The organism is Pseudomonas umsongensis (assembly GCF_012647205.1).
GTDB classification, from domain to species: domain Bacteria; phylum Pseudomonadota; class Gammaproteobacteria; order Pseudomonadales; family Pseudomonadaceae; genus Aquipseudomonas; species Aquipseudomonas umsongensis.
Genome location: NZ_CP051487.1, coordinates 2,735,887 through 2,753,850 on the forward strand (window position 1 = coordinate 2,735,887; position 17,964 = coordinate 2,753,850).

Annotated in this window: 17 protein-coding genes; 11 read left to right on the plus strand and 6 right to left on the minus strand. The window is 60.3% G+C overall.

Features of this window, described 5'->3' with window-relative positions; translation table 11 throughout:
- Positions 1–37 precede the first annotated feature (37 nt).
- Positions 38–1,126: an ABC transporter ATP-binding protein gene (locus HGP31_RS12550; RefSeq protein ID WP_168757859.1), complete on the plus strand. Its 1,089-nt coding sequence runs from the start codon at positions 38–40 to the stop codon at positions 1,124–1,126.
- A 28-nt stretch (positions 1,127–1,154) separates the two neighbouring features.
- On the opposite strand, the gene HGP31_RS12555 is transcribed toward HGP31_RS12550, so the two are convergent.
- Positions 1,155–1,553, minus strand: a complete 399-nt coding sequence (locus HGP31_RS12555; protein ID WP_141195463.1) for a hypothetical protein — start codon at positions 1,551–1,553, stop codon at positions 1,155–1,157.
- 212 nt (positions 1,554–1,765) lie between these two features.
- Between HGP31_RS12555 and HGP31_RS12560 the strand changes: the two genes are divergently transcribed.
- The 6 genes from HGP31_RS12560 to HGP31_RS12585 all read left to right on the plus strand — a co-directional run bounded on the left by HGP31_RS12560 (position 1,766) and on the right by HGP31_RS12585 (position 8,076).
- Positions 1,766–2,434: an ABC transporter ATP-binding protein gene (locus HGP31_RS12560; protein WP_020796257.1), complete on the plus strand. Its 669-nt coding sequence runs from the start codon at positions 1,766–1,768 to the stop codon at positions 2,432–2,434.
- 1 nt (position 2,435) lies between these two features.
- Entirely contained in the window at positions 2,436–4,907 is a 2,472-nt protein-coding gene (locus HGP31_RS12565) for an ABC transporter permease (RefSeq protein ID WP_168757860.1), read from the plus strand.
- The gene (locus HGP31_RS12570) at positions 4,897–5,970 is read left to right on the plus strand and encodes a lipocalin-like domain-containing protein (protein ID WP_020796259.1); all 1,074 of its coding nucleotides are present in this window, start codon (positions 4,897–4,899) and stop codon (positions 5,968–5,970) included. Before HGP31_RS12565 ends, HGP31_RS12570 begins: the two co-directional genes overlap by 11 nt.
- Positions 5,971–6,087: 117 nt before the next feature.
- On the plus strand, positions 6,088–6,330 hold the full coding sequence (locus tag HGP31_RS12575) for a hypothetical protein (RefSeq protein WP_033044851.1): 243 nt from the start codon (positions 6,088–6,090) through the stop codon (positions 6,328–6,330).
- A gap of 132 nt (positions 6,331–6,462) precedes the next feature.
- Positions 6,463–7,044 (plus strand): hypothetical protein, encoded by a 582-nt coding sequence (locus HGP31_RS12580; protein WP_033044852.1) that lies wholly within the window; start codon positions 6,463–6,465, stop codon positions 7,042–7,044.
- A 354-nt stretch (positions 7,045–7,398) separates the two neighbouring features.
- The gene (locus tag HGP31_RS12585) at positions 7,399–8,076 is read left to right on the plus strand and encodes a type 1 glutamine amidotransferase domain-containing protein (protein WP_033044854.1); all 678 of its coding nucleotides are present in this window, start codon (positions 7,399–7,401) and stop codon (positions 8,074–8,076) included.
- Positions 8,077–8,184: 108 nt separating this feature from the next.
- Here the strand turns inward: HGP31_RS12585 and hglS are convergent, their stop codons facing one another.
- The 3 genes from hglS to HGP31_RS12600 all read right to left on the minus strand — a co-directional run bounded on the left by hglS (position 8,185) and on the right by HGP31_RS12600 (position 12,105).
- Positions 8,185–9,564: a 2-oxoadipate dioxygenase/decarboxylase HglS gene (gene hglS, locus HGP31_RS12590; RefSeq protein WP_033044855.1), complete on the minus strand. Its 1,380-nt coding sequence runs from the start codon at positions 9,562–9,564 to the stop codon at positions 8,185–8,187.
- Between the two features lie 111 nt (positions 9,565–9,675).
- Positions 9,676–10,632, minus strand: coding sequence for an alpha/beta fold hydrolase (locus HGP31_RS12595; RefSeq protein WP_020796264.1), 957 nt, complete (start codon positions 10,630–10,632; stop codon positions 9,676–9,678).
- Between the two features lie 21 nt (positions 10,633–10,653).
- Complete coding sequence (locus tag HGP31_RS12600) at positions 10,654–12,105, minus strand: flavin-containing monooxygenase (RefSeq protein ID WP_168757861.1); 1,452 nt, start codon at positions 12,103–12,105, stop codon at positions 10,654–10,656.
- 191 nt (positions 12,106–12,296) lie between these two features.
- Between HGP31_RS12600 and HGP31_RS12605 the strand changes: the two genes are divergently transcribed.
- Complete coding sequence (locus HGP31_RS12605) at positions 12,297–13,370, plus strand: diguanylate cyclase (RefSeq protein ID WP_020796266.1); 1,074 nt, start codon at positions 12,297–12,299, stop codon at positions 13,368–13,370.
- Positions 13,371–13,774: 404 nt separating this feature from the next.
- On the opposite strand, the gene HGP31_RS12610 is transcribed toward HGP31_RS12605, so the two are convergent.
- Positions 13,775–14,644, minus strand: coding sequence for an isocitrate lyase/PEP mutase family protein (locus HGP31_RS12610; protein ID WP_020800000.1), 870 nt, complete (start codon positions 14,642–14,644; stop codon positions 13,775–13,777).
- A 201-nt stretch (positions 14,645–14,845) separates the two neighbouring features.
- On the opposite strand from HGP31_RS12610, the gene HGP31_RS12615 reads away from it, so the two are divergent.
- Complete coding sequence (locus tag HGP31_RS12615; RefSeq protein WP_168757862.1) at positions 14,846–15,418, plus strand: histidine phosphatase family protein; 573 nt, start codon at positions 14,846–14,848, stop codon at positions 15,416–15,418.
- Complete coding sequence (gene cobF, locus HGP31_RS12620) at positions 15,418–16,173, plus strand: precorrin-6A synthase (deacetylating) (protein WP_168757863.1); 756 nt, start codon at positions 15,418–15,420, stop codon at positions 16,171–16,173. The genes HGP31_RS12615 and cobF overlap by 1 nt, the downstream gene beginning before the upstream one ends.
- An 8-nt stretch (positions 16,174–16,181) precedes the next feature.
- On the opposite strand, the gene ftrA is transcribed toward cobF, so the two are convergent.
- Positions 16,182–17,156, minus strand: coding sequence for a transcriptional regulator FtrA (ftrA, locus tag HGP31_RS12625; protein WP_168757864.1), 975 nt, complete (start codon positions 17,154–17,156; stop codon positions 16,182–16,184).
- A gap of 101 nt (positions 17,157–17,257) precedes the next feature.
- Between ftrA and HGP31_RS12630 the strand changes: the two genes are divergently transcribed.
- Positions 17,258–17,677, plus strand: coding sequence for a rhodanese-like domain-containing protein (locus HGP31_RS12630; protein ID WP_168757865.1), 420 nt, complete (start codon positions 17,258–17,260; stop codon positions 17,675–17,677).
- The last annotated feature ends 287 nt before the right edge of the window (positions 17,678–17,964 follow it).

The following is a 17,964-nucleotide window of genomic DNA, read 5'->3' on the forward strand; positions in this document are numbered from 1 at the left end:
ACCCTTGAAAAATCATCCGGACACGAAGGATTCAGACATGACTCAACCGCTGGTGGTATTCGACAACGTGGTCAAGCATTTCGGCAGCTACCAGGCTGTCGAGCGCATGAACCTGGAAATCCATAAAGGTGAGTTCGTTGCGATCATGGGATCGAGCGGCTGTGGCAAGACCACGACTCTGCGCATGCTCGCGGGGTTGGATAAGCCCAGTGAAGGGGAAATTCGCCTTAACGGTGAGCGCATAAACGATCTCTACTCCTGGGACCGGGAGACGCCACTGGTCTGGCAAAACCTCGCACTCTTCCCGTTTCTGAACGTGCTGGAGAATGTCGAATTCGGCCTGCGCATGAGAGGAATGGCCAAGGCAGAGCGACGCAAGAAGTCGCTTGAATGGCTTGAGCGACTGGGATTGCAAGAGTTTGCCACGCGCGACATCAGCCTGCTCTCCGGTGGCCAGCGTCAACGGGTGGCGCTGGCGCGCTCGCTGGTCACCGAACCGCCAATCCTGCTGCTCGACGAGCCGCTGAGCGCACTCGACGCTCATCTGAGTGTGCGCATGCAAGGCGTGCTGACTGGACTGCAGAAGGACCTGGGTATCACCTTTGTCTACGTCACTCACAGCCAATCCGAAGCCTTCGCAATGGCCGATCGTGTGATGATCATGAGTCGAGGTCGGGTCGAACAGATAGGCACGCCGCAGGAGGTTTTCCTTGAGCCTCACAATCGCTTTGTTGCCGAATTCGTTGGCGGTAAAAACATCCTTGATGCCACTGTCGTTGGCTTCGACGATTGCGGGCTGGTTTGCCTGGATACCGAGCACGGTGGATTCCTGGCGCGGCTACCGGAGGGTAAAACGGTTGTTCCCGCTGAGCGCGTTACGGTCTGCGTAAGCGCCGAGCATATCGACTTGACCGCGCAGCCTACGCGACGTAACCGGTTGAACTGCACCGTCGTCGGTGAAGAGTTCATCGGATCGATGGTCAACATCTATCTCGAAGCCTGCGGCGGGATTGAGTTGCAGGTGCAGAAACGGCATGCCGATTACAACTTGCTTGGCGTGCGCTCCGGGCAAAAGATCTTCGCCGAGTGGGAGGGGGCGCATGCGCTGATTCTGCGCGGGGACTGACTCGTAGGCTTGCAACCAGGCACTCGGGCTAAAACAGCCGGGTGATTTCATTCAAGATCCGATCCTGGGTTTGAGTGCTTGGCCTTTTGCGATAAGCCACTGCAAAAAATGCAACGCCTTCATAGTCGCAGCGAATCGAAAAAGTCATGCCTTCACGCAACCCATAGACTGATCTTTCTCCTGCTTCAACAAAATATCTCGCTTTTGTCAGGGCCGCTCTGGCGCGCTGCAGACAACCAGTTTGGCTAAGTGAGTGTTGTAGCCAACTCGTCGTGATGCGCACAGACGACGTTTCGCTGTCATCGATAGGGGGCCGAGTTATTTCATTGGCGGCTTTCTCATCGCTGGTGCAAGCAGTCAGCCCCATTGAGATAACACCCAGAAGAAAAACAGATCGAGCTCTCGAATGCTTGAGTGGATTTCGCATCGTGGGGCGTACCTGTGACGATTTGCAATGAATGAAGGGCAATCACTAACGTAATAGCGGGTTTATGATCTTTTGCTACCCGGGTTCAGTAATTGCGACGAGAAGCGTCGTTCGGTTTCATTCGAAACGGCCGCGCAGGGCCGCAACCGGCAACGGACAAAAACCATTGCGGGCCGCTATCCTTGGCCCACGCTCATTGAACGGGTTCTGCCATGCTTGAAGTCCAGGATGTCTTCAAAAGCTACGCCACCCCACAAGGCCCGTTGCCGGTGCTGCAAGGTGTCAACCTGACCCTCAAGCCCGGCAGCAGCCTGGCGTTGATGGGTGAGTCGGGCAGCGGCAAAAGCACCTTGTTGCATTTGATCGCCGGGCTGGACAAGGTCGATCGCGGCAGCATCCGCAGCGGTGAACATCGCCTGGAGCAGATGAGCGAGGGGCAACTGGCGAGCTGGCGGCGCACTGAGATTGGCCTGGTGTTCCAGCAGTTCAACCTGATCGGCAGTTTGCGGGTGGAGGATAACCTGGCGTTTCAAGCACGCCTGGCCGGGCGCCATGATCCACGCTGGCAGGCGCATCTGGTGCAGCGGTTGGGCTTGAATGATTTGCTGCGGCGTTATCCTGAACAGCTTTCCGGCGGCCAGCAACAACGGGTCGCATTGGGCCGCGCACTGGCGTCGCAACCGAAACTGCTGCTGGCCGACGAGCCTACCGGCAGTCTCGATGAAGCCACCAGCGACGAAGTGCTGAAGTTATTGCTGGAGCTGCTCGATGACAGCCCGACGACCCTGCTGATGGTCACGCACAGCCCCAGCGTGGCAGCCCGCATGGCTGAAAAGGTGGTGCTGCACGGCGGCCGGCTGGCGCCCGTGGACGAACGCTGAGATGCGCATTTTTCGTGAAACCCTGCGCGCACTGCTCAGCCATTGGCGGCAGCACCCGGTGCAGTTTTTCAGTGTGCTGACCGGGTTGTGGCTGGCCACCAGCCTGCTCACCGGTGTGCAAGCACTGAACAGTCAGGCGCGGGACAGCTATGCCAGGGCCAGTCAGCTGATCGGCGGCGAACCTCAGGCCAGCCTGAGTGCACCCGGTGGCGGGACCTTTTCCCAGCAGCTGTTTGTTGACCTGCGCCGTGCCGGTTGGCCGGTGTCGCCGGTGTTGCAAGGACGGCTGACGCTCAAGGGCCACGAGGATCAGCGCCTGCAACTGATGGGCATCGAGCCCGTGTCGCTGCCGGCCGGCTCCGAGGTGGCGGGGCAGGCACTGGCCATCGAACAGGTCGTGGAGTTTTTCACCCCGCCAGGCAGTACCTGGATCGCGCCGCAGACCCTGCAGGCGTTGGGATTGGCGCCGGGCGAGCGGCCGCAGGCGTTGAACGGCCAGGCATTGCCGCCCCTGCGCGCCGAGGCTGACATGGCGCCGGGTGTGCTGCTGGTGGATATCGGTTTTGCCCAGCAGATACTCGGTTTGCCCGATCAGCTATCGCGCTTGCTGCTGCCCAAGGATTTCACCGCGACACTGCCCGATTCGTTCAAGGGCCAACTTCAGCTTAAGACCAGCGACGAAGAAAATAATCTGGCGCGCCTGACCGAGAGCTTTCACCTGAACCTGGACGCCTTGGGGTTTCTATCGTTCGTGGTCGGCCTGTTCATCGTGCATGCCGCGATCGGGCTGGCGTTGGAACAGCGTCGAGGTTTGCTGCGGACCCTGCGCGCGTGCGGCGTCAGCGCGCGGATGCTGATCGCCTGCCTGGCCGTCGAGCTGGGTGCTCTGGCCTTGATCGGCGGCGTGGCGGGTGTCGTCAGCGGTTACCTGCTGGCCAGCGTGTTGCTGCCGGATGTCGCCGCCAGCCTGCGCGGGTTGTACGGTGCCGAAGTGGCGGGGCAGTTGAGCCTGAGCCCGCTGTGGTGGCTCAGCGGTATCGGCCTGGGCCTGCTCGGCGCCGCGCTCGCGGGAGCCAACAGTTTGTGGCGTGCAGCGCGTTTACCGTTGCTGGCCCTGGCCGACCCCCAGGCCTGGCATCAGGCCCATGCGCGCTGGCTGCGCCGCCAGGGCTGGGTCGCGGCGATTGCCTTGGGCATCGCGTTGCTGGCGTTGTTGCGCGGTGACAGCCTGGCCAGCGGATTCTTGCTGATGGCCACGCTGTTGCTGGGCGCCGCGTTAGCGTTGCCGGTGGTACTCAATGCCGTGCTCAATGGGCTGACGCACCACAGCTCGTCGGTACTCGGTCAGTGGTTTGTCGCCGATTGTCGCCAGCAACTGCCGGCGTTGAGCCTGGCGCTGATGGCGTTGTTACTGGCCCTGGCAGCCAACATCGGTGCCGGCAGCATGACCGCCGGTTTCCGCCACACCTTCAGCGACTGGCTGGAACAGCGGCTGACCGCCGAGCTTTACCTCAATCCGCAAAACCCGGCCCCGGCCCGGGAGATGTACGGCTGGCTCCAGCAACAACCGCAACTGACGGCGGTGTTGCCCAACTGGCAGGTGTCGATTCAATTGCAGGGCTGGCCGGCGGATGTGTTTGGCGTGATCGATCATCCGACCTATCGCCAGCATTGGCCGTTGCTTGAGGCCGTGGGCGACAAGCCTTGGGACAGCCTGGCGGCGGACGACGCGATAATGCTCAGCGAGCAACTGGCGCGGCGCTTGAAGGTCAGGCTCGGCGATCAGGTGGCGATTGCCACGCCCAACGGTCCCTGGTCGCCACGCATCGTAGGGATCTATGCCGACTACGGCAATCCCAAGGGCCATCTGCTGGTCAACGTCAATCACTTGCTGCGTGGCTGGCCGCAACTGACACCGAATCGCTTCAACCTGCGTATCGAGCCGGCATTGATCACGCCGTTCGTGACCGCGCTGCAAGCGCGTTTTGCCCTGGAGGACAGTCGCATCGTCGACCAGGCCCGGCTCAAGGGCTGGTCGACGCAGGTGTTCGAGCGCACCTTCGCCGCCACCGCCGCGCTCAATAGCCTGACCCTTTGCGTGGCGGGCGTGGCGTTGTTCATCAGCCTGTTGACGCAAAGCCAGAGCCGTCTCGGGCAGTTGGCGCCGTTGTGGGCGCTGGGCGTGACGCGCCGCCAACTGATGCTGCTCAACCTCGGGCAAACCTGGCTGCTGGCGGTGCTGACGTTGGTACTGGCGTTGCCGCTGGGCATTGCGTTGGCCTGGTGCCTGGACACCGTGATCAACGTCCAGGCGTTTGGCTGGCGTCTGCCGCTGCGGGTATTTCCCTTGCAATTGCTGCAGCTGATGGGGCTGGCGTTGTTGGCGACCTTGCTGGCGTCGGCGTGGCCGCTTTATTCGCTGTATCGCACACAACCGGCGGACCTGCTGAGGACCTTTGCCCATGAGGATTAAGCGTTGGGCGTGGCTGGTCGTTGCGTTGCTCGCTGGTTGCGATCAGCCGGCGCCGGTCGAGAAGGGTTTTGCCGGCCTCGGCAATCAAGCGACCGCCTTTACGCCGGTGGTGCCCGGTAGGGTGTTCAGCTTCCCGGCGGATCACGGCCCTCATGACGGCTTTCGTATCGAATGGTGGTACGTCACCGCCAACCTCAAGGATGAGCAGGGACGCGAATTCGGCGTGCAGTGGACGCTGTTTCGCAGTGCCTTGAAAGCGACACCCGAGGCGACTGGCTGGGCGAGCCAGACGATCTGGCTGGGCCACGCGGCGGTGACCTCGGCCTCGGTGCATCACGCCGCCGAGCGTTATGCCCGCGGCGGCGTAGGGCAGGCCGGCGTGAGCCTTGCGCCCTTCAATGCGTGGATCGACGACTGGCGTTTCAGCAGTCAGGCAACGGGGGCCGACCCGTTGGCCGATCTGCAACTCAGTGCCCGTGACAAGGCGTTCAGCTATCAACTGCGACTGACCTCGAATGGACCGCTGGTGCTGCAAGGGGACAAGGGATTCAGTCAGAAATCCGAACAGGGCCAGGCTTCCTATTACTACAGCCAGCCGTTTTTCCAGGCCAGCGGCCTGCTTGAGATCGACGGCGAGCGTTTCCAGGTCCGTGGCCCCGCGTGGCTCGACCGGGAATGGAGCAGCCAGCCCCTGACCGCCAACCAGAGTGGCTGGGACTGGTTTTCCCTGCATCTGGACAGCGGCGACCAGGTGATGCTCTATCGCATGCGGCAAAAAAGCGGCGAACCTTACCTGACCGGAACCTGGATCGACGCCCAGGGCCAGGCGCAAATGCTCAGCGCCGACGACATCCTTCTCACTCCACAGGACACCGCCAAGGTGGCCGGGCGCACGATGCCGGTGCGCTGGTCGATCCGGATCCCCGGCAAACACCTTGATATCGTCATCAGCGCCCTGAATCCCAAAGCCTGGATGGATCTGCGCATTCCCTATTGGGAGGGGCCGGTGCGGTTGAGCGGCAGCCATGGTGGGCAGGGGTATCTGGAAATGACCGGTTATTAGCGTCTAAAGATCGCAGCCTGCGCCAGCTCCCATGGGAAATCGCATTGCGTGCAATCAACCGGAACTCCGCCCGGCGTCCACCTCTCTACCGTACGAACACCCCCGCAGGAGTCCGACATGCGCGAAGACCTCACACCGCCCGACCTTGACGCGTGGCAGCGCCTGTTTGAAGACGAGGCTTATTGGCAGCAGTCTCCTGACTCCTATTACATGGACTTGCAGCGCCTGGCTGACGATTTGCTGGGGCAGGGCGCCATAGATCTCGAACAATGGCAGGCGCTCAAGGCCCGGGCGGAGCAATCCCACAAGGACTCACCGGCGATCAACGTAACCCGGGAACTGGATGATCCTGAAGCATGACCGCCAGCGGCGGATCGACCGTACAAGAAACTGCGAACACTCCCGGATCAGCGTCTATGCTCATCCCACACACGGCGTTTGATCTTGTTTCGGCGCCGTTTGTCGTCATTCATCACAGGGAATGTTCTGCCTATGAAACTTCATGCACTGACCAAAGCTGTCACCCTTGCTACCTTGTTGTCCGCTGCCAGCCTCAGCGCCGTTGCCGCAGATATCCCGTTGTCTGCCGTCGTGGAGGCTGATCAAGTCAGCACCAAAGTCGTGTCGGTCGATGCCGCCAAACATCAAGTGGTGCTTGAAGGGCCGGAAGGTCGTCAGGTCCACGTGCAACTGACCGAAAAGGCAAAAAACCTCGGCCAGCTGAAACCCGGCGATCAGGTCGATATCAAGGTCACCCGCTCCGTCGCGGCCTACCTCGACACCGATGTCGACAAGGGTTTGCCGGGCAGCTCGGAGCGTGCCGGCGAAGCCCGCAATGCACCTGGTAGCGTGCCTGGCGGCGAAGCTTATCGTCAGGTTCAAGTCCAGCTGCAAATCACCGACATCGACCTGAAGAAAAACCAGGTGTCCTTTAAAAACCCGGCGGGGCAGACCAAAACCATCACTGTCGAAAAACCGGAAGTTCAAGCCAAGTTGAAGGACCTGAAAGTCGGACAAAGCGTTTACGTGACTTACACCGACATCCTGCAGGTGACCAGCAAGTCCGGAAGTTGAGTGATTTTTCACTGATTGTTCCTATACAACTTTTGTGTGGGAACAATCAATTTTGGCCGAACTGGTGGGTTTAAATTGTTGGTTTTAATGGAATTTAAATCGACATCCAATCGAATATGTATCGGCAAATTTCATGTTTAAAGCACGGACATATCCATAAACATCTATTAAAATACACCCCGTTCGCCCAGTGTCAGGGTTCTTTACCAGTGCATGGATTGCCGAGGCCATAGCGCTGGGCGAACACTTTTTCAAAGTACGACTGCACTTTCAATCGAATGAGGGGCGCGGGCTTAAACTTGTAACTAAGTGTTATATGTTGTTCTTGCAGTTCCGAGATGGAGTGACGACGACATGAAAATCCTGATGGTTCTAACGTCCCACGATCAGTTGGGTAACACCGGCAAGAAAACCGGCTTCTGGCTGGAAGAATTCGCTGCACCCTATTACGTTTTCAAGGACGCCGGCGCGCAACTGACCCTGGCCTCGCCCAAGGGCGGCCAGCCCCCGCTGGACCCCAAAAGCGACGAGCCGGATGCGCAAACCGATGCCACCCGACGGTTTCGCCAGGACCCGGCGGCTCAATCCGCATTGGCCTCGACCGTCATGCTGGGCACGGTGAAGGCCGGTGACTACGACGCAATTTTCTATCCAGGCGGCCATGGCCCGCTCTGGGACCTGGCGGAAGACCGTGATTCGATCGCCCTCATCGAAGCGTTCTACAACGCCGGCAAGCCGGTCGCGGCTGTCTGTCATGCGCCCGGTGTATTGCGCCATGCCAAGGACGCCGACGGCCAACCTCTGGTCAAGGGCAAGAAGGTGACAGGGTTTACCAATAGCGAAGAAGAAGCGGTGCAACTGACCAAGGTCGTGCCGTTCCTGGTGGAGGACGAGCTGAAGGCCAAGGGCGGGATTTTTTCGAAGGGGCCTGATTGGGCGAGCTACGTGCTGACCGATGGCCTGCTGCTGACGGGGCAAAATCCAGCGTCTTCACAGGCCGCGGCCGAGGCTTTGCTATCAAAGTTGAAATGAACATCCTGTAGGAGCCCGGCTTGCCGGCGAAGTCGCCCGATAGGCCAACGCCATGCTTAAGGACGCCTTAGCCGGCAAGCCGGCTCCTACAAGGGTCGTCAGGTTGGTTTAGTGACTCAGGGCGGCCAGGCACTGCTCGATCGAGCGCTGTTGCGTTTGTGCGTACAACTGCAGTTCATCAATCGTCGAACGCCCCAGGGCTTTTTCGAACGCCTGCTGGTTGGAGTGCACGCCGTAGTGGGTTTGCGCCGCATCGCCCAGGTTTGACTGAAAGATCCCGGCCGCGCTTACCGGCAGGAAATCCTCGTAGACCAGCGGTTCAACGCGCAGATACCCGCCGCTGACCAGACCTTCGAGCGTCAAGGTTTTCAGTTCAGCCGCAGCCAGGCCTTTTTCCGTCACAAAGTAGCGAAAGAACGCCAGTTCCTGTTGGCGCATGCCCTCATAGGTGTCGGGAAACTCGCTGAAGTGTTGCGCCATCAAATCGTTGTAGCGGGCGGCATTGGCTTCGTTGGGGAAGTCCTTGAGCTCGTCCCGGGCGGCATTGAGCAAACGGTCGTACAGCGCCCGGCCCTTGGGCGTCAGTGCGGCACCGCGTTGTTCGATTTCACCGAACCGGGCGCTGTGGCTGCCGCGAGTGTCGGATTGATCGGTGAAGGCAACGGGCTCGTCAAGCGCCTTGAAACTGGTCTGGCGCAGCAGGATTGGGCACTGGCGGCGGGGCGGGCCTTCGATCACCGCTTTGGGGGTGATGCCGTGCACTGGCATCTGCGCCTGCACGATGTCGATGTCCAGGGTGCGTGGCGTCAGGTGATTGATGTGCGGTCCCTTGAACGCCACCACGTCGGCAATCAGGCGATGCTGGGCGCTGAGTTTCTGATACTGCTCGGCGGTAACGGTGGCGCTGTGGTGCCAGCGGAAAGTTTCCAGGGCCTGGTCGACGAACTCATCGGCCTCTTTTTCGCTAAGGCCGCCTTGGGATTCGGCGCGTTCGATCAGCGTAAGCGCGGCGGCGGTGAAGATTGAACGCTGATCCAGCACCGACTGGGCAAAGGCCCGCAGCTCCAGGTCTTCGATCAATTCCAGGCGCAGCAGCGAGGTGAACACCCGGAACGGGCTGACCTGCAAGGACGCTTCATGCACCGCGCGAAACGCCGTGGAATGCACTGGCACCCCGGCCGGGGTCAAATCGTAATAACCCACCGGCTGCATGCCCATGACCGCGAACAGGCGGGCCAGGGTGGCCAGTTCAGCCGCGGTGCCAACGCGGATCGCGCCGTGGCGCTCCAGGTCCAGGCGCTCGATTTCACCGGTGCTGTTCAACTGCTGGGCCACTTGCGGGTCGTTGTCCAGCACGTGACGGTTGGTCTGTTCCACCAGTTCCATCAGCGCGCCGTACAGCGGCACTTCTTCGCGGTACATGTCGGACATCGCTTTGGAGAAGCGTTGGCGGATCAGGTCGGGGCTGATGAAGCTTGGCTGGCTCATGAACAAAATTCCTGGCGCGTTGACGAGAAGGATGGGCGAAAAGATCGCAGCCTTCGTCGACGCCGGCAAACGAAGTTTCTGACGGACTTCATTCTGCAAAGGACTGCCAGTTCAGTGCAGTCGTTGATCCTGAGGGCTTTCCGAGCGCAGCGATGCCAAAAACTCCCGATACAGGCGTGCCGAACCGGCGGGTGCTTCGAGCATCGGCATGTGCCCGATGCCTTCCCATATTTCCACCCGCAGGTCCGCCAGGCCCTTGCTCCAGATCGCCACGCTGCTGACATCGATCAAGCGATCCTTGCGCCCCCAGAGCAACAGTGCCGGCGCCTTGATCGCTGGCAGCCTGGGTTCCATTGGCGGGCTGGCGCGAAAGTCGCGGAAGATTTCTTCCAGTTCGTCACGCGACTGTTGGTAGCGATGGGCGACGGCATCCAGCACCACGCGCGGCACCCAAGGTGGTTCGGCCATGGTCATGCCATAGAAGTATTTGAATTCTTCCCGTGAGTGGATCAGGAACGGGTTGTGGCCCCTGGCCAAATGCCGCTCCAGGTCACTGGGTTCTGGCGCGGTCACCCCGGCAGGGTCGAACAGGGCGAGCGAGGCAATGCGCTCCGGATAGTTGGCCGCCAGCCAGGCCGCGATGTAGCCGCCCATCGAGTTGCCGATGACATGGACCTTATCGACCCCGCAGACATCGAGCAGCTGGATCATGCGTTTGGCTTGCAAGGGAATGTCATAGCCGCCACCCGCCTTGAAGCCGGTTTCGCCATGGCCGGCGATGTCGGGGATGATCACCCGGTAGTTGCCGACAAAGTGCCGGGCAAAACGCAGCCAGAGGTTCTTGTCGGCACTGAAGCCGTGGAGCATCAACACGTTGCTGGACGCCTCATACGGTCCGCCTTGCCAGGTCGAGACGGTCATTTCGGCGATGGGCACGACGATCTTGTGCAATTTGTACAACTTGGCCTCGACGGCCACGCTCAAGTCGTACAGCCAGTACCCGATGGCCGGGTAGCTCAACCAGCTCCAGGCGGCAAATACCGCGATAGCGACAACCAGTAAAAGCATCAGCGTCTTCCTTCTATCTGATCAGGACACGATGTGGTCCGCCGGTTTCAGGGTTCGGGTCAAGCGATGAAAGCTGAAACTGAACCCGGGAAACATGGCAATCACATGACCGCTCTTGCTTTGATACCAACTGTGGCAGCCTCCTGACTTCCACACTGTGCGTTTCATCTCTCTATGGATCATTTCAGTGTAGGTACGTTCTGCCTCGGGGCGTACTTCGATGCTGCGCAAACCGCGTGCTTTTATCGTGCGGATGCAATCGAGGATGTAGTTCATTTGCGATTCGATGATGAACAGTGCTGATGTGTGGCCGATTCCAGTGTTCGGCCCGGTGACGATAAACAGGTTGGGGAAGGCCGGCAGGCTGGTGCCGAGATAGGCGCGCGGATATTGTGCCCAGACGTCCTTGAGGCAGATGCCGTTTTTTCCCGTGACGGGGTAGGAAATCACCCCGTCGGTAGCGTCGTAACCGGTGGACCAGACGATCAGGTCAAGGTCGATGTGCTGGCCGTCCTGCATGAGGATGCCGGTTTCATCGATGGCCTTGATGCCCTGTTCGCGGCTGTGCAATGTCACGTTGGTGCGACTCAGCGCGGGGTAGAGCGTGCTCGACAGAATTACCCGCTTGCAGCCGATCGTATAGTCGGGCGTCAGTTTACGCCGCAGTTCGGCGTCCGGCACTTGGCGTTTGAGAAAGCGCAGTGCCTGATGCTGCACCATGCCGATTGCCGGCTTCGAGTATTTGAAGGCAATCACCCGGGTTTCGAATTGCCAGTAGATCATCCAGCGCAGCAGCTTGTAGGCCGGTTTGAGGCCGAGCAACCAGCGCTGGAAGCGGCCAAAGGTGCGGTCGGCCCTTGGCAGTACCCAATGCGGCGTGCGCTGGAACACATGCAGGTGCTCGACATCCGGGGCTATCGCCGGAATCACTTGGGCTGCGCTGGCGCCACTGCCGACGATGGCCACACGCTTTTGCCGGTAGTCGTAGGAATGATCCCAATTGTTGGTATGAAAAGATTTGCCGCTAAAGCGTTCCTGACCTTCGAAGTGTGGGATCACCGGTTGGCTCAAGGGACCGGTGGCATTGATCAGGAACTGTGCATAAAAAGCGCCCTTGGTGGTGTGAACCGCCCAGCGTTTATGTTCTTCGTCCCATTCGACACGCTCGACATTGGCCTGCAGTTCCACCTTGTCCCGCAGGCCGAAGTGCTCCACCACGTAGCGGGTGTAGCAGTGCAGTTCAGCCTGTTCGGCGAACATCTGCGTCCAACGGTAGGGCGCGAACGACAGCGAATAGAGTGGCGAGGGCACGTCGACTGCGGCGCCCGGGTAGGTATTCTGGCACCAGGTGCCGCCGAAGAAATTCCGTCGTTCCAGCAGGCGAAAATCGTCGATGCCGGCCTTGAGCAAATTGATCGCCGCGCACTGGCCGCCAAAACCGCTGCCGATGATCAGCACTTCGAAGGTGTGCATGGGCCTCCTGTTCAACGTTGTGATTCAGTCCTTCACTTCATGTATAGCCGTTTCTGCAGATTCAACGATTTGCAGGCGACGGGAGTTCGTCCCGCCAGCCGGTGATGGCTATTTGCCGTTGCCCTGTTAGACTTCGGGCACACCCTGCAATCGCGGTGTGAACAGGTTCGTTCTGTGGTGCAGAGGTCCCAATGGGAAAGACGGGAGGAAAAGGACTTTCACTGGCCAAGAGGCTCTACACGTCGCGCATCCTTGGCCTGGTGTTAGGTTTGATCTGCGTGAGTGTGGCGATGTATCCCCTGGACCCGGCTCCCTGGGTATGGGGGGTGATGCTGTTCAACGGCTTGCTTTGGCCTCACCTGGCCTATCTGTGGGCGCGACGTGCCAAGGCCGCTTATCACGCCGAACACCGCAACTTGTTGATCGATGCCTTTATGGGCGGCTTCTGGGTCGCCGCCATGCAATTTAATCCGCTGCCCAGTGCCACCACCTTGTCAATGATGGCCATGAACAACGTCGCCATCGGCGGTTTGCGTTTTCTCCTGGTGGGCAGTGTGGCGCAGCTACTCGGCGTGTGCGTCGGCTGGTTGATCTTCACCCCGGCCTTCATTCCAGAAACCAGTCAGCTGCAGCTTTACGCCTGCTTGCCCTTGATGTGTTTTTATCCCATCGCACTGGGCTGGATCTGCTATCGCCAGGCCTATACCCTCGGCAGGAAAAAGCGTGAACTGCTGGCCCTGAGCCGCACCGACAGCCTGACCGGCCTGCTCAATCACGGCGCCTGGAAGGATCAGTTGGAGATTGAATTCCAGCGCTGCCAACGCCAGCAGCAGGGCGGGGCCATTGCCCTGATCGACATCGACCACTTCAAAAGCATCAATGACACCTACGGCCACGTTGCCGGTGACATCGTGCTGCGGCAACTGAGCAAGATGCTCAAGCAGAACCTGCGGGTGAGCGATGTGGCCGGGCGTTATGGCGGCGACGAGTTCTGCGTGATTCTTCCCGACCTGCCCCTGGGCAGTGCAGCTGCGGCCATGGACGCCTTGCGCGACCGCTTCGCGACCCTGGGCTACGAGCAAAACCCGTCACTGAAAGTCAGCTTGAGCATCGGCCTGGCAGCCTTCGACGTACGCCACGCTGACGCGACCCTGTGGCTCAACGACGCTGACCAGGCGCTCTATGAGGCCAAGACCACGGGGCGTAATCGTGTTATCTGTAGCAGTAATGACCGGCCTCACCACGAGTTGCTTGACTCGGTCTGACCTTCTGCGCCGCCCCCTGTAGGAGCTGGCTTGCCAGCGATGACGACCTGAGAACCGAGCAATCTCTCGTGGCTATACTTGATCTATTGTGGGAGCTGGCCTGTCGGGCCGCCGCATCGCAGCGAAGGCGGCCTGAGAGCGGACCTGTGTTTTGTTGACTGTGTACATATCCATTGCTGCGGTAACGACGGCTTATGGTTTCGCCCTTACGGCGAGTCCCTTTTGTCAAACGCCCTCCGGTTGGCTTCGCTGCACCTACATGCAGCGTGTTCGACTGCGTCGAACGGCGCTGCGCGCCACTCCCCGGATGAACACCGGAACGAGGCCTCCCGATATAGGGCGGGTGGATCAAGAGCAAGAGCAAGAGCAAGAGCAAGAGCCGGCCAGAGCCAACCCTTCAGCCCTTACTCTTTAACATGCATGAACTCCTCCGCCCAACGGATGTATTCCTCTGGCTGGGTGTAGGTATGCGTCAGTTCGGTAGCGCTGAGATCTGCCGCCTGGGTAAATATCTGGCGCTGTTCGCGCAGGCTGTCGTACGTCGCCTTGATGGCGGCGAAGTAGGCGCCGTGGCCGTCGATGACGACTCGCACGCCCAGTTCGGCGAGGCGTTTGTCGTCACGCAACAACGGATTGCCGTAGGTCACCAGCATCAGGGGCACGCTCAGGTGTTCGGCGATCTGCTCTAGGTGGTCGAAATCCTTTACCCCCACCATGCAGATGCCGTCCGCGCCGGCGGCTTGGTATTGCTTGGTGCGGCTGATGATTTCCTGGACCGGCAGGATGCCTGCATGGGTGCGGGCGATGATTGCCATTTCCGAGTCGCACCGGGCTTCCAGTGCCGCGCGAATCTTGCCGACTCCTTCGGCGACCGTGATCAGGTCCGTGGATTTTCGACCAAATTGTGCTGGCAGCAAGGTGTCTTCGATGGTCAGCGCGGCCACGCCGGCACGTTCCAGCTCAACGATGGTGCGCATGACATTGAGCGCGTTGCCGTAACCGTGGTCGGCGTCGGCAATCACCGGCAATTGGGCGACGCGGCCGATACGGGTGGCCTGTTCGGCGAATTCGCTGAGGGTGATCAACGCAAAGTCCGGGGCGCCCAGGACCTGCAAAGACGCGACCGACCCACCAAGGATCCCCACCTCGAAACCGAGGTCAGCAGCGATGCGTGCCGACATCGGGTCGAAGACCGACGCGGTGTGATAGCAAGTGTTGGAGGCGAACAGTTGGCGAAAATTGCGGCGCAAATCTTGATGAGAAAGCCTGGACATATGAGTTCCACCAATGGAAATGGAAAGGCTTGAGCAAAAGTGTCAACGCCGAAGAAGTGGAAGGCTATCACGTGGGCCGGTCTGAAATGATGACGAATTTGCAGGTTTTCCGGCCAAGACGATCTGTCTTACGGCACAATTGTGCAATGACTGACGGCCAGGCACTGATTTTCCTATTTATCCCAAAGAGTGATTTTTTTCGTGCAGGCAACCCGTTTGACCTTGATCTGCCACGCTCGAACCCAGGCACAGAAACTGGCGCGCTTTCCTTTGGACGAACCCCTGGAGATGGATTGGCAATCGGCGCGTGGCTCTCGGGGCGCTCGATTCTCGCAGGCATCGCGCCTGCTGTGTGCTCCAGAGTTACGTACACGACAGACCGCCGAGCTGTTCGGTACGCCCGTGGAAATCGTCGACGCCCTGCGCGATTGCGACTTTGGTCATTGGCGCGGCATGCGAATCAGCGACCTGCAAAAAAACCAGGACGAACGACTTCAGGCCTGGCTTGCCGACCCACGTTCGGCACCCCACGGTGGCGAGTCGGTGGCGCAAGTCGGCAAACGCGTCGCCACCTGGTTGAAAACCCTGGAAGCGCAGCCCGGCCATGTACTTGCCGTGACCCATCCATTCGTCATGCGTGCCGCATTGATGCACGTGCTGCAGGGTTCAGCCTTCAACCTGATCGATGTCGAGCCGCTGTCGACGATAGACCTGCAGTTCCATGGTTGCTGGCGGCTCCAGCTGTCGTGCAACGATAACGAGAGAATGCCTTGATGAAAAAACTGCTGGTCATCGGCATCGGCGCCGGCAACCCTGACTACATCACCCTGCAGGCCGTGAAGGCGCTGAATCGGGTGGATGTTTTTTTTATCATGGACAAGGGCCAGAGCAAGGATAAGCTGATCGACCTGCGCCGCGAGCTGTGCGAGCGCCATATCACCGATCCGCACTACCGTTTTGTCGAAGCCTCGAGCCCGGAGCGCGAGCGTGGCGACGTCGACTACAGAACCAGCGTCGATGCGCTGAACCTGGCCAAGCAGCGAACCTTCGAGGGGCTGATCAATGAAGAACTGGCCGATGACCAGTGCGGCGGTTTTCTGGTGTGGGGCGACCCGGCGTTGTACGACAGCACCATTCGCATCCTGCAGGCGATCCTGGTTTCAGGCACCTGTGCCTTCGAGTTCGAGGTAATTCCCGGCATCACCAGCGTCCAGGCGCTGGCCGCGCAGCACAAGGTGGCGCTTAATCAAATAGGCCGCTCGGTTGAAATTACCACCGGCCGGCGCTTGGCCGCGGGGCAGGTGAGTGATGCCGACAGTCTGGTGGTGATGCTCGACGCCCAGGATGCTTATCAGCATGTTGAGGATCGGCAGACAGAGATTTACTGGGGCGCCTACCTCGGGACGCCGGATGAAATCCTCATCAGCGGCAAGCTCGAGGAGGTAGCGCAGCAGATCGAGCGGGTGCGCAAGGCGGCCCGGCAGGCCAATGGCTGGATCATGGACACCTATCTATTGCGCAAGCCCTGAAGCACCCCTCAGGAGATGCGCTTGTCCGTTTGCCCAAACCGTTCCCGGTACACTGACGGCGGCAGGCCGACCACATTGCGAAATGCCACGCGAAAGCTTTCCACTGAACGATAACCACACAGCTGGGCGATTTGCTCGGTGTGCTGGTCGGTGCTTTCCAGCAATTCCCGGGCACGCCCCAGGCGCTCATGTTGCAACCAGGTCTTGGGCGACTGACCGCTGGCTTCGGTGAAACGGCGCAGGAACGTGCGCTCGCTCATGGCGGCTTCGCTGGCCAGGTCGCGAACCTCCAGCGGTTCGTGCAAACGCTCGCGTGCCCACTGCATGACGCGCGAAAGATTGCTACGCGGCGTAGGACTGACCGGCGTCGGAATGAACTGTGCCTGGCCCCCGGTGCGTTGCGGTGACATCACCAGGCGCCGCGCCACCGAGTTGGCGACCTGGGTACCGAAGTCCCGCGCCACCAGATGCAGGCAGGCGTCGATACCGGCTGCGCTGCCGGCCGAGGTGATCAACTGACCCGAGTCGACATAGAGCACGCCTGGGTCCACCAGGATATTCGGGAAGCGCTCAGCCAGTTCCGCAGTGTAGCGCCAGTGAGTGGTGGCGCCGCGACCGTCGAGCAAACCGGTAGCGGCCAGTACGAACACCCCCGAGCAGATCGACAGTAACCGCGCGCCCCGCGCATGGGCCTGGCGCAGGGCCATCAGCAATGCCTCAGGCACGGCTGCATGACGATCGCGCCAGCCGGGAATGATCACGGTCCGGGCTTGTTCCAGCAGCTCCAGGCCGCCATCGGCCAGTACTCGGATGCCGCCCATGGCGCGCATCGGGCCTTGATCGACGGCCGCGATCTGATGGCTGTACCAAGGGAAATCGAACTCTGGCCGCGCCAGCCCGAAGATCTCCACGGCGATGCCGAATTCGAAGGTACACAGGCCGTCGTAGGCCAGGATCGCGACCAGCCCTGGAGAAGCATGCATTTGGCGGAAAATTCCCGGTGAGTGTCTTGTGCGCCACTTTAGCCCCTGGCGCCGCGTAGATAAAGTCTGTTCACACCCACTGACCTTCCGGAGCCCTGCCCATGACCAGCCTCGTGCGCGAAATACCAGCCGCCCCTTCAGCCATTGCCTTGATGCATTTCAGCAACCGCCTGACATTCGAAACCGACTGTTCCGACGTCTACGCCAGCCAACAGGCCGGTGAAGTCGATTTTGTCCTGGTGGATGTGCGGGGGTCGCTGGCGTTCGACCGGGGGCATGTACCCGGCGCGATCAACATTCCCGGGCGACTGCTCACCGCCGATGGTTTGCGTGACTACCCGAAAACCAGCCTGTTCGTGGTCTATTGCGCCGGCCCCCACTGCAACGGTGCGAACAAGGCAGCGGTGAAACTGGCGGCGCTGGGTTACCCGGTCAAGGAAATGATCGGCGGCGTGACCGGGTGGCTGGACGAAGGGTTCACGTTGAGTGCGGCGAGTGCCGCTGTCGGCTGTGCGTGCTGACCCCCTGTAGGAGCGAGCATGCTCGCGATGCACCTGAGAACGCCGCGGGGTGTCAGGTACCCCGCGTCATCGTTGACGACCATCGCGAGCATGCTCGCTCCTACGTGTCGGTGGCGACCACGGATCGACGTCTCGGCAAACCTCGTCCTTTGTAGGAGCGAGGTGGTTTTCTATCGGACGTTGCACCGCTTTAGCGCATGCTGGATTCGCTTGCGCGTCGCTGACCACTTTCCGTAAATATTTGTCGCCTCCAAATAATTTACCCTGTGAAGGCCGCTCTAGACTGC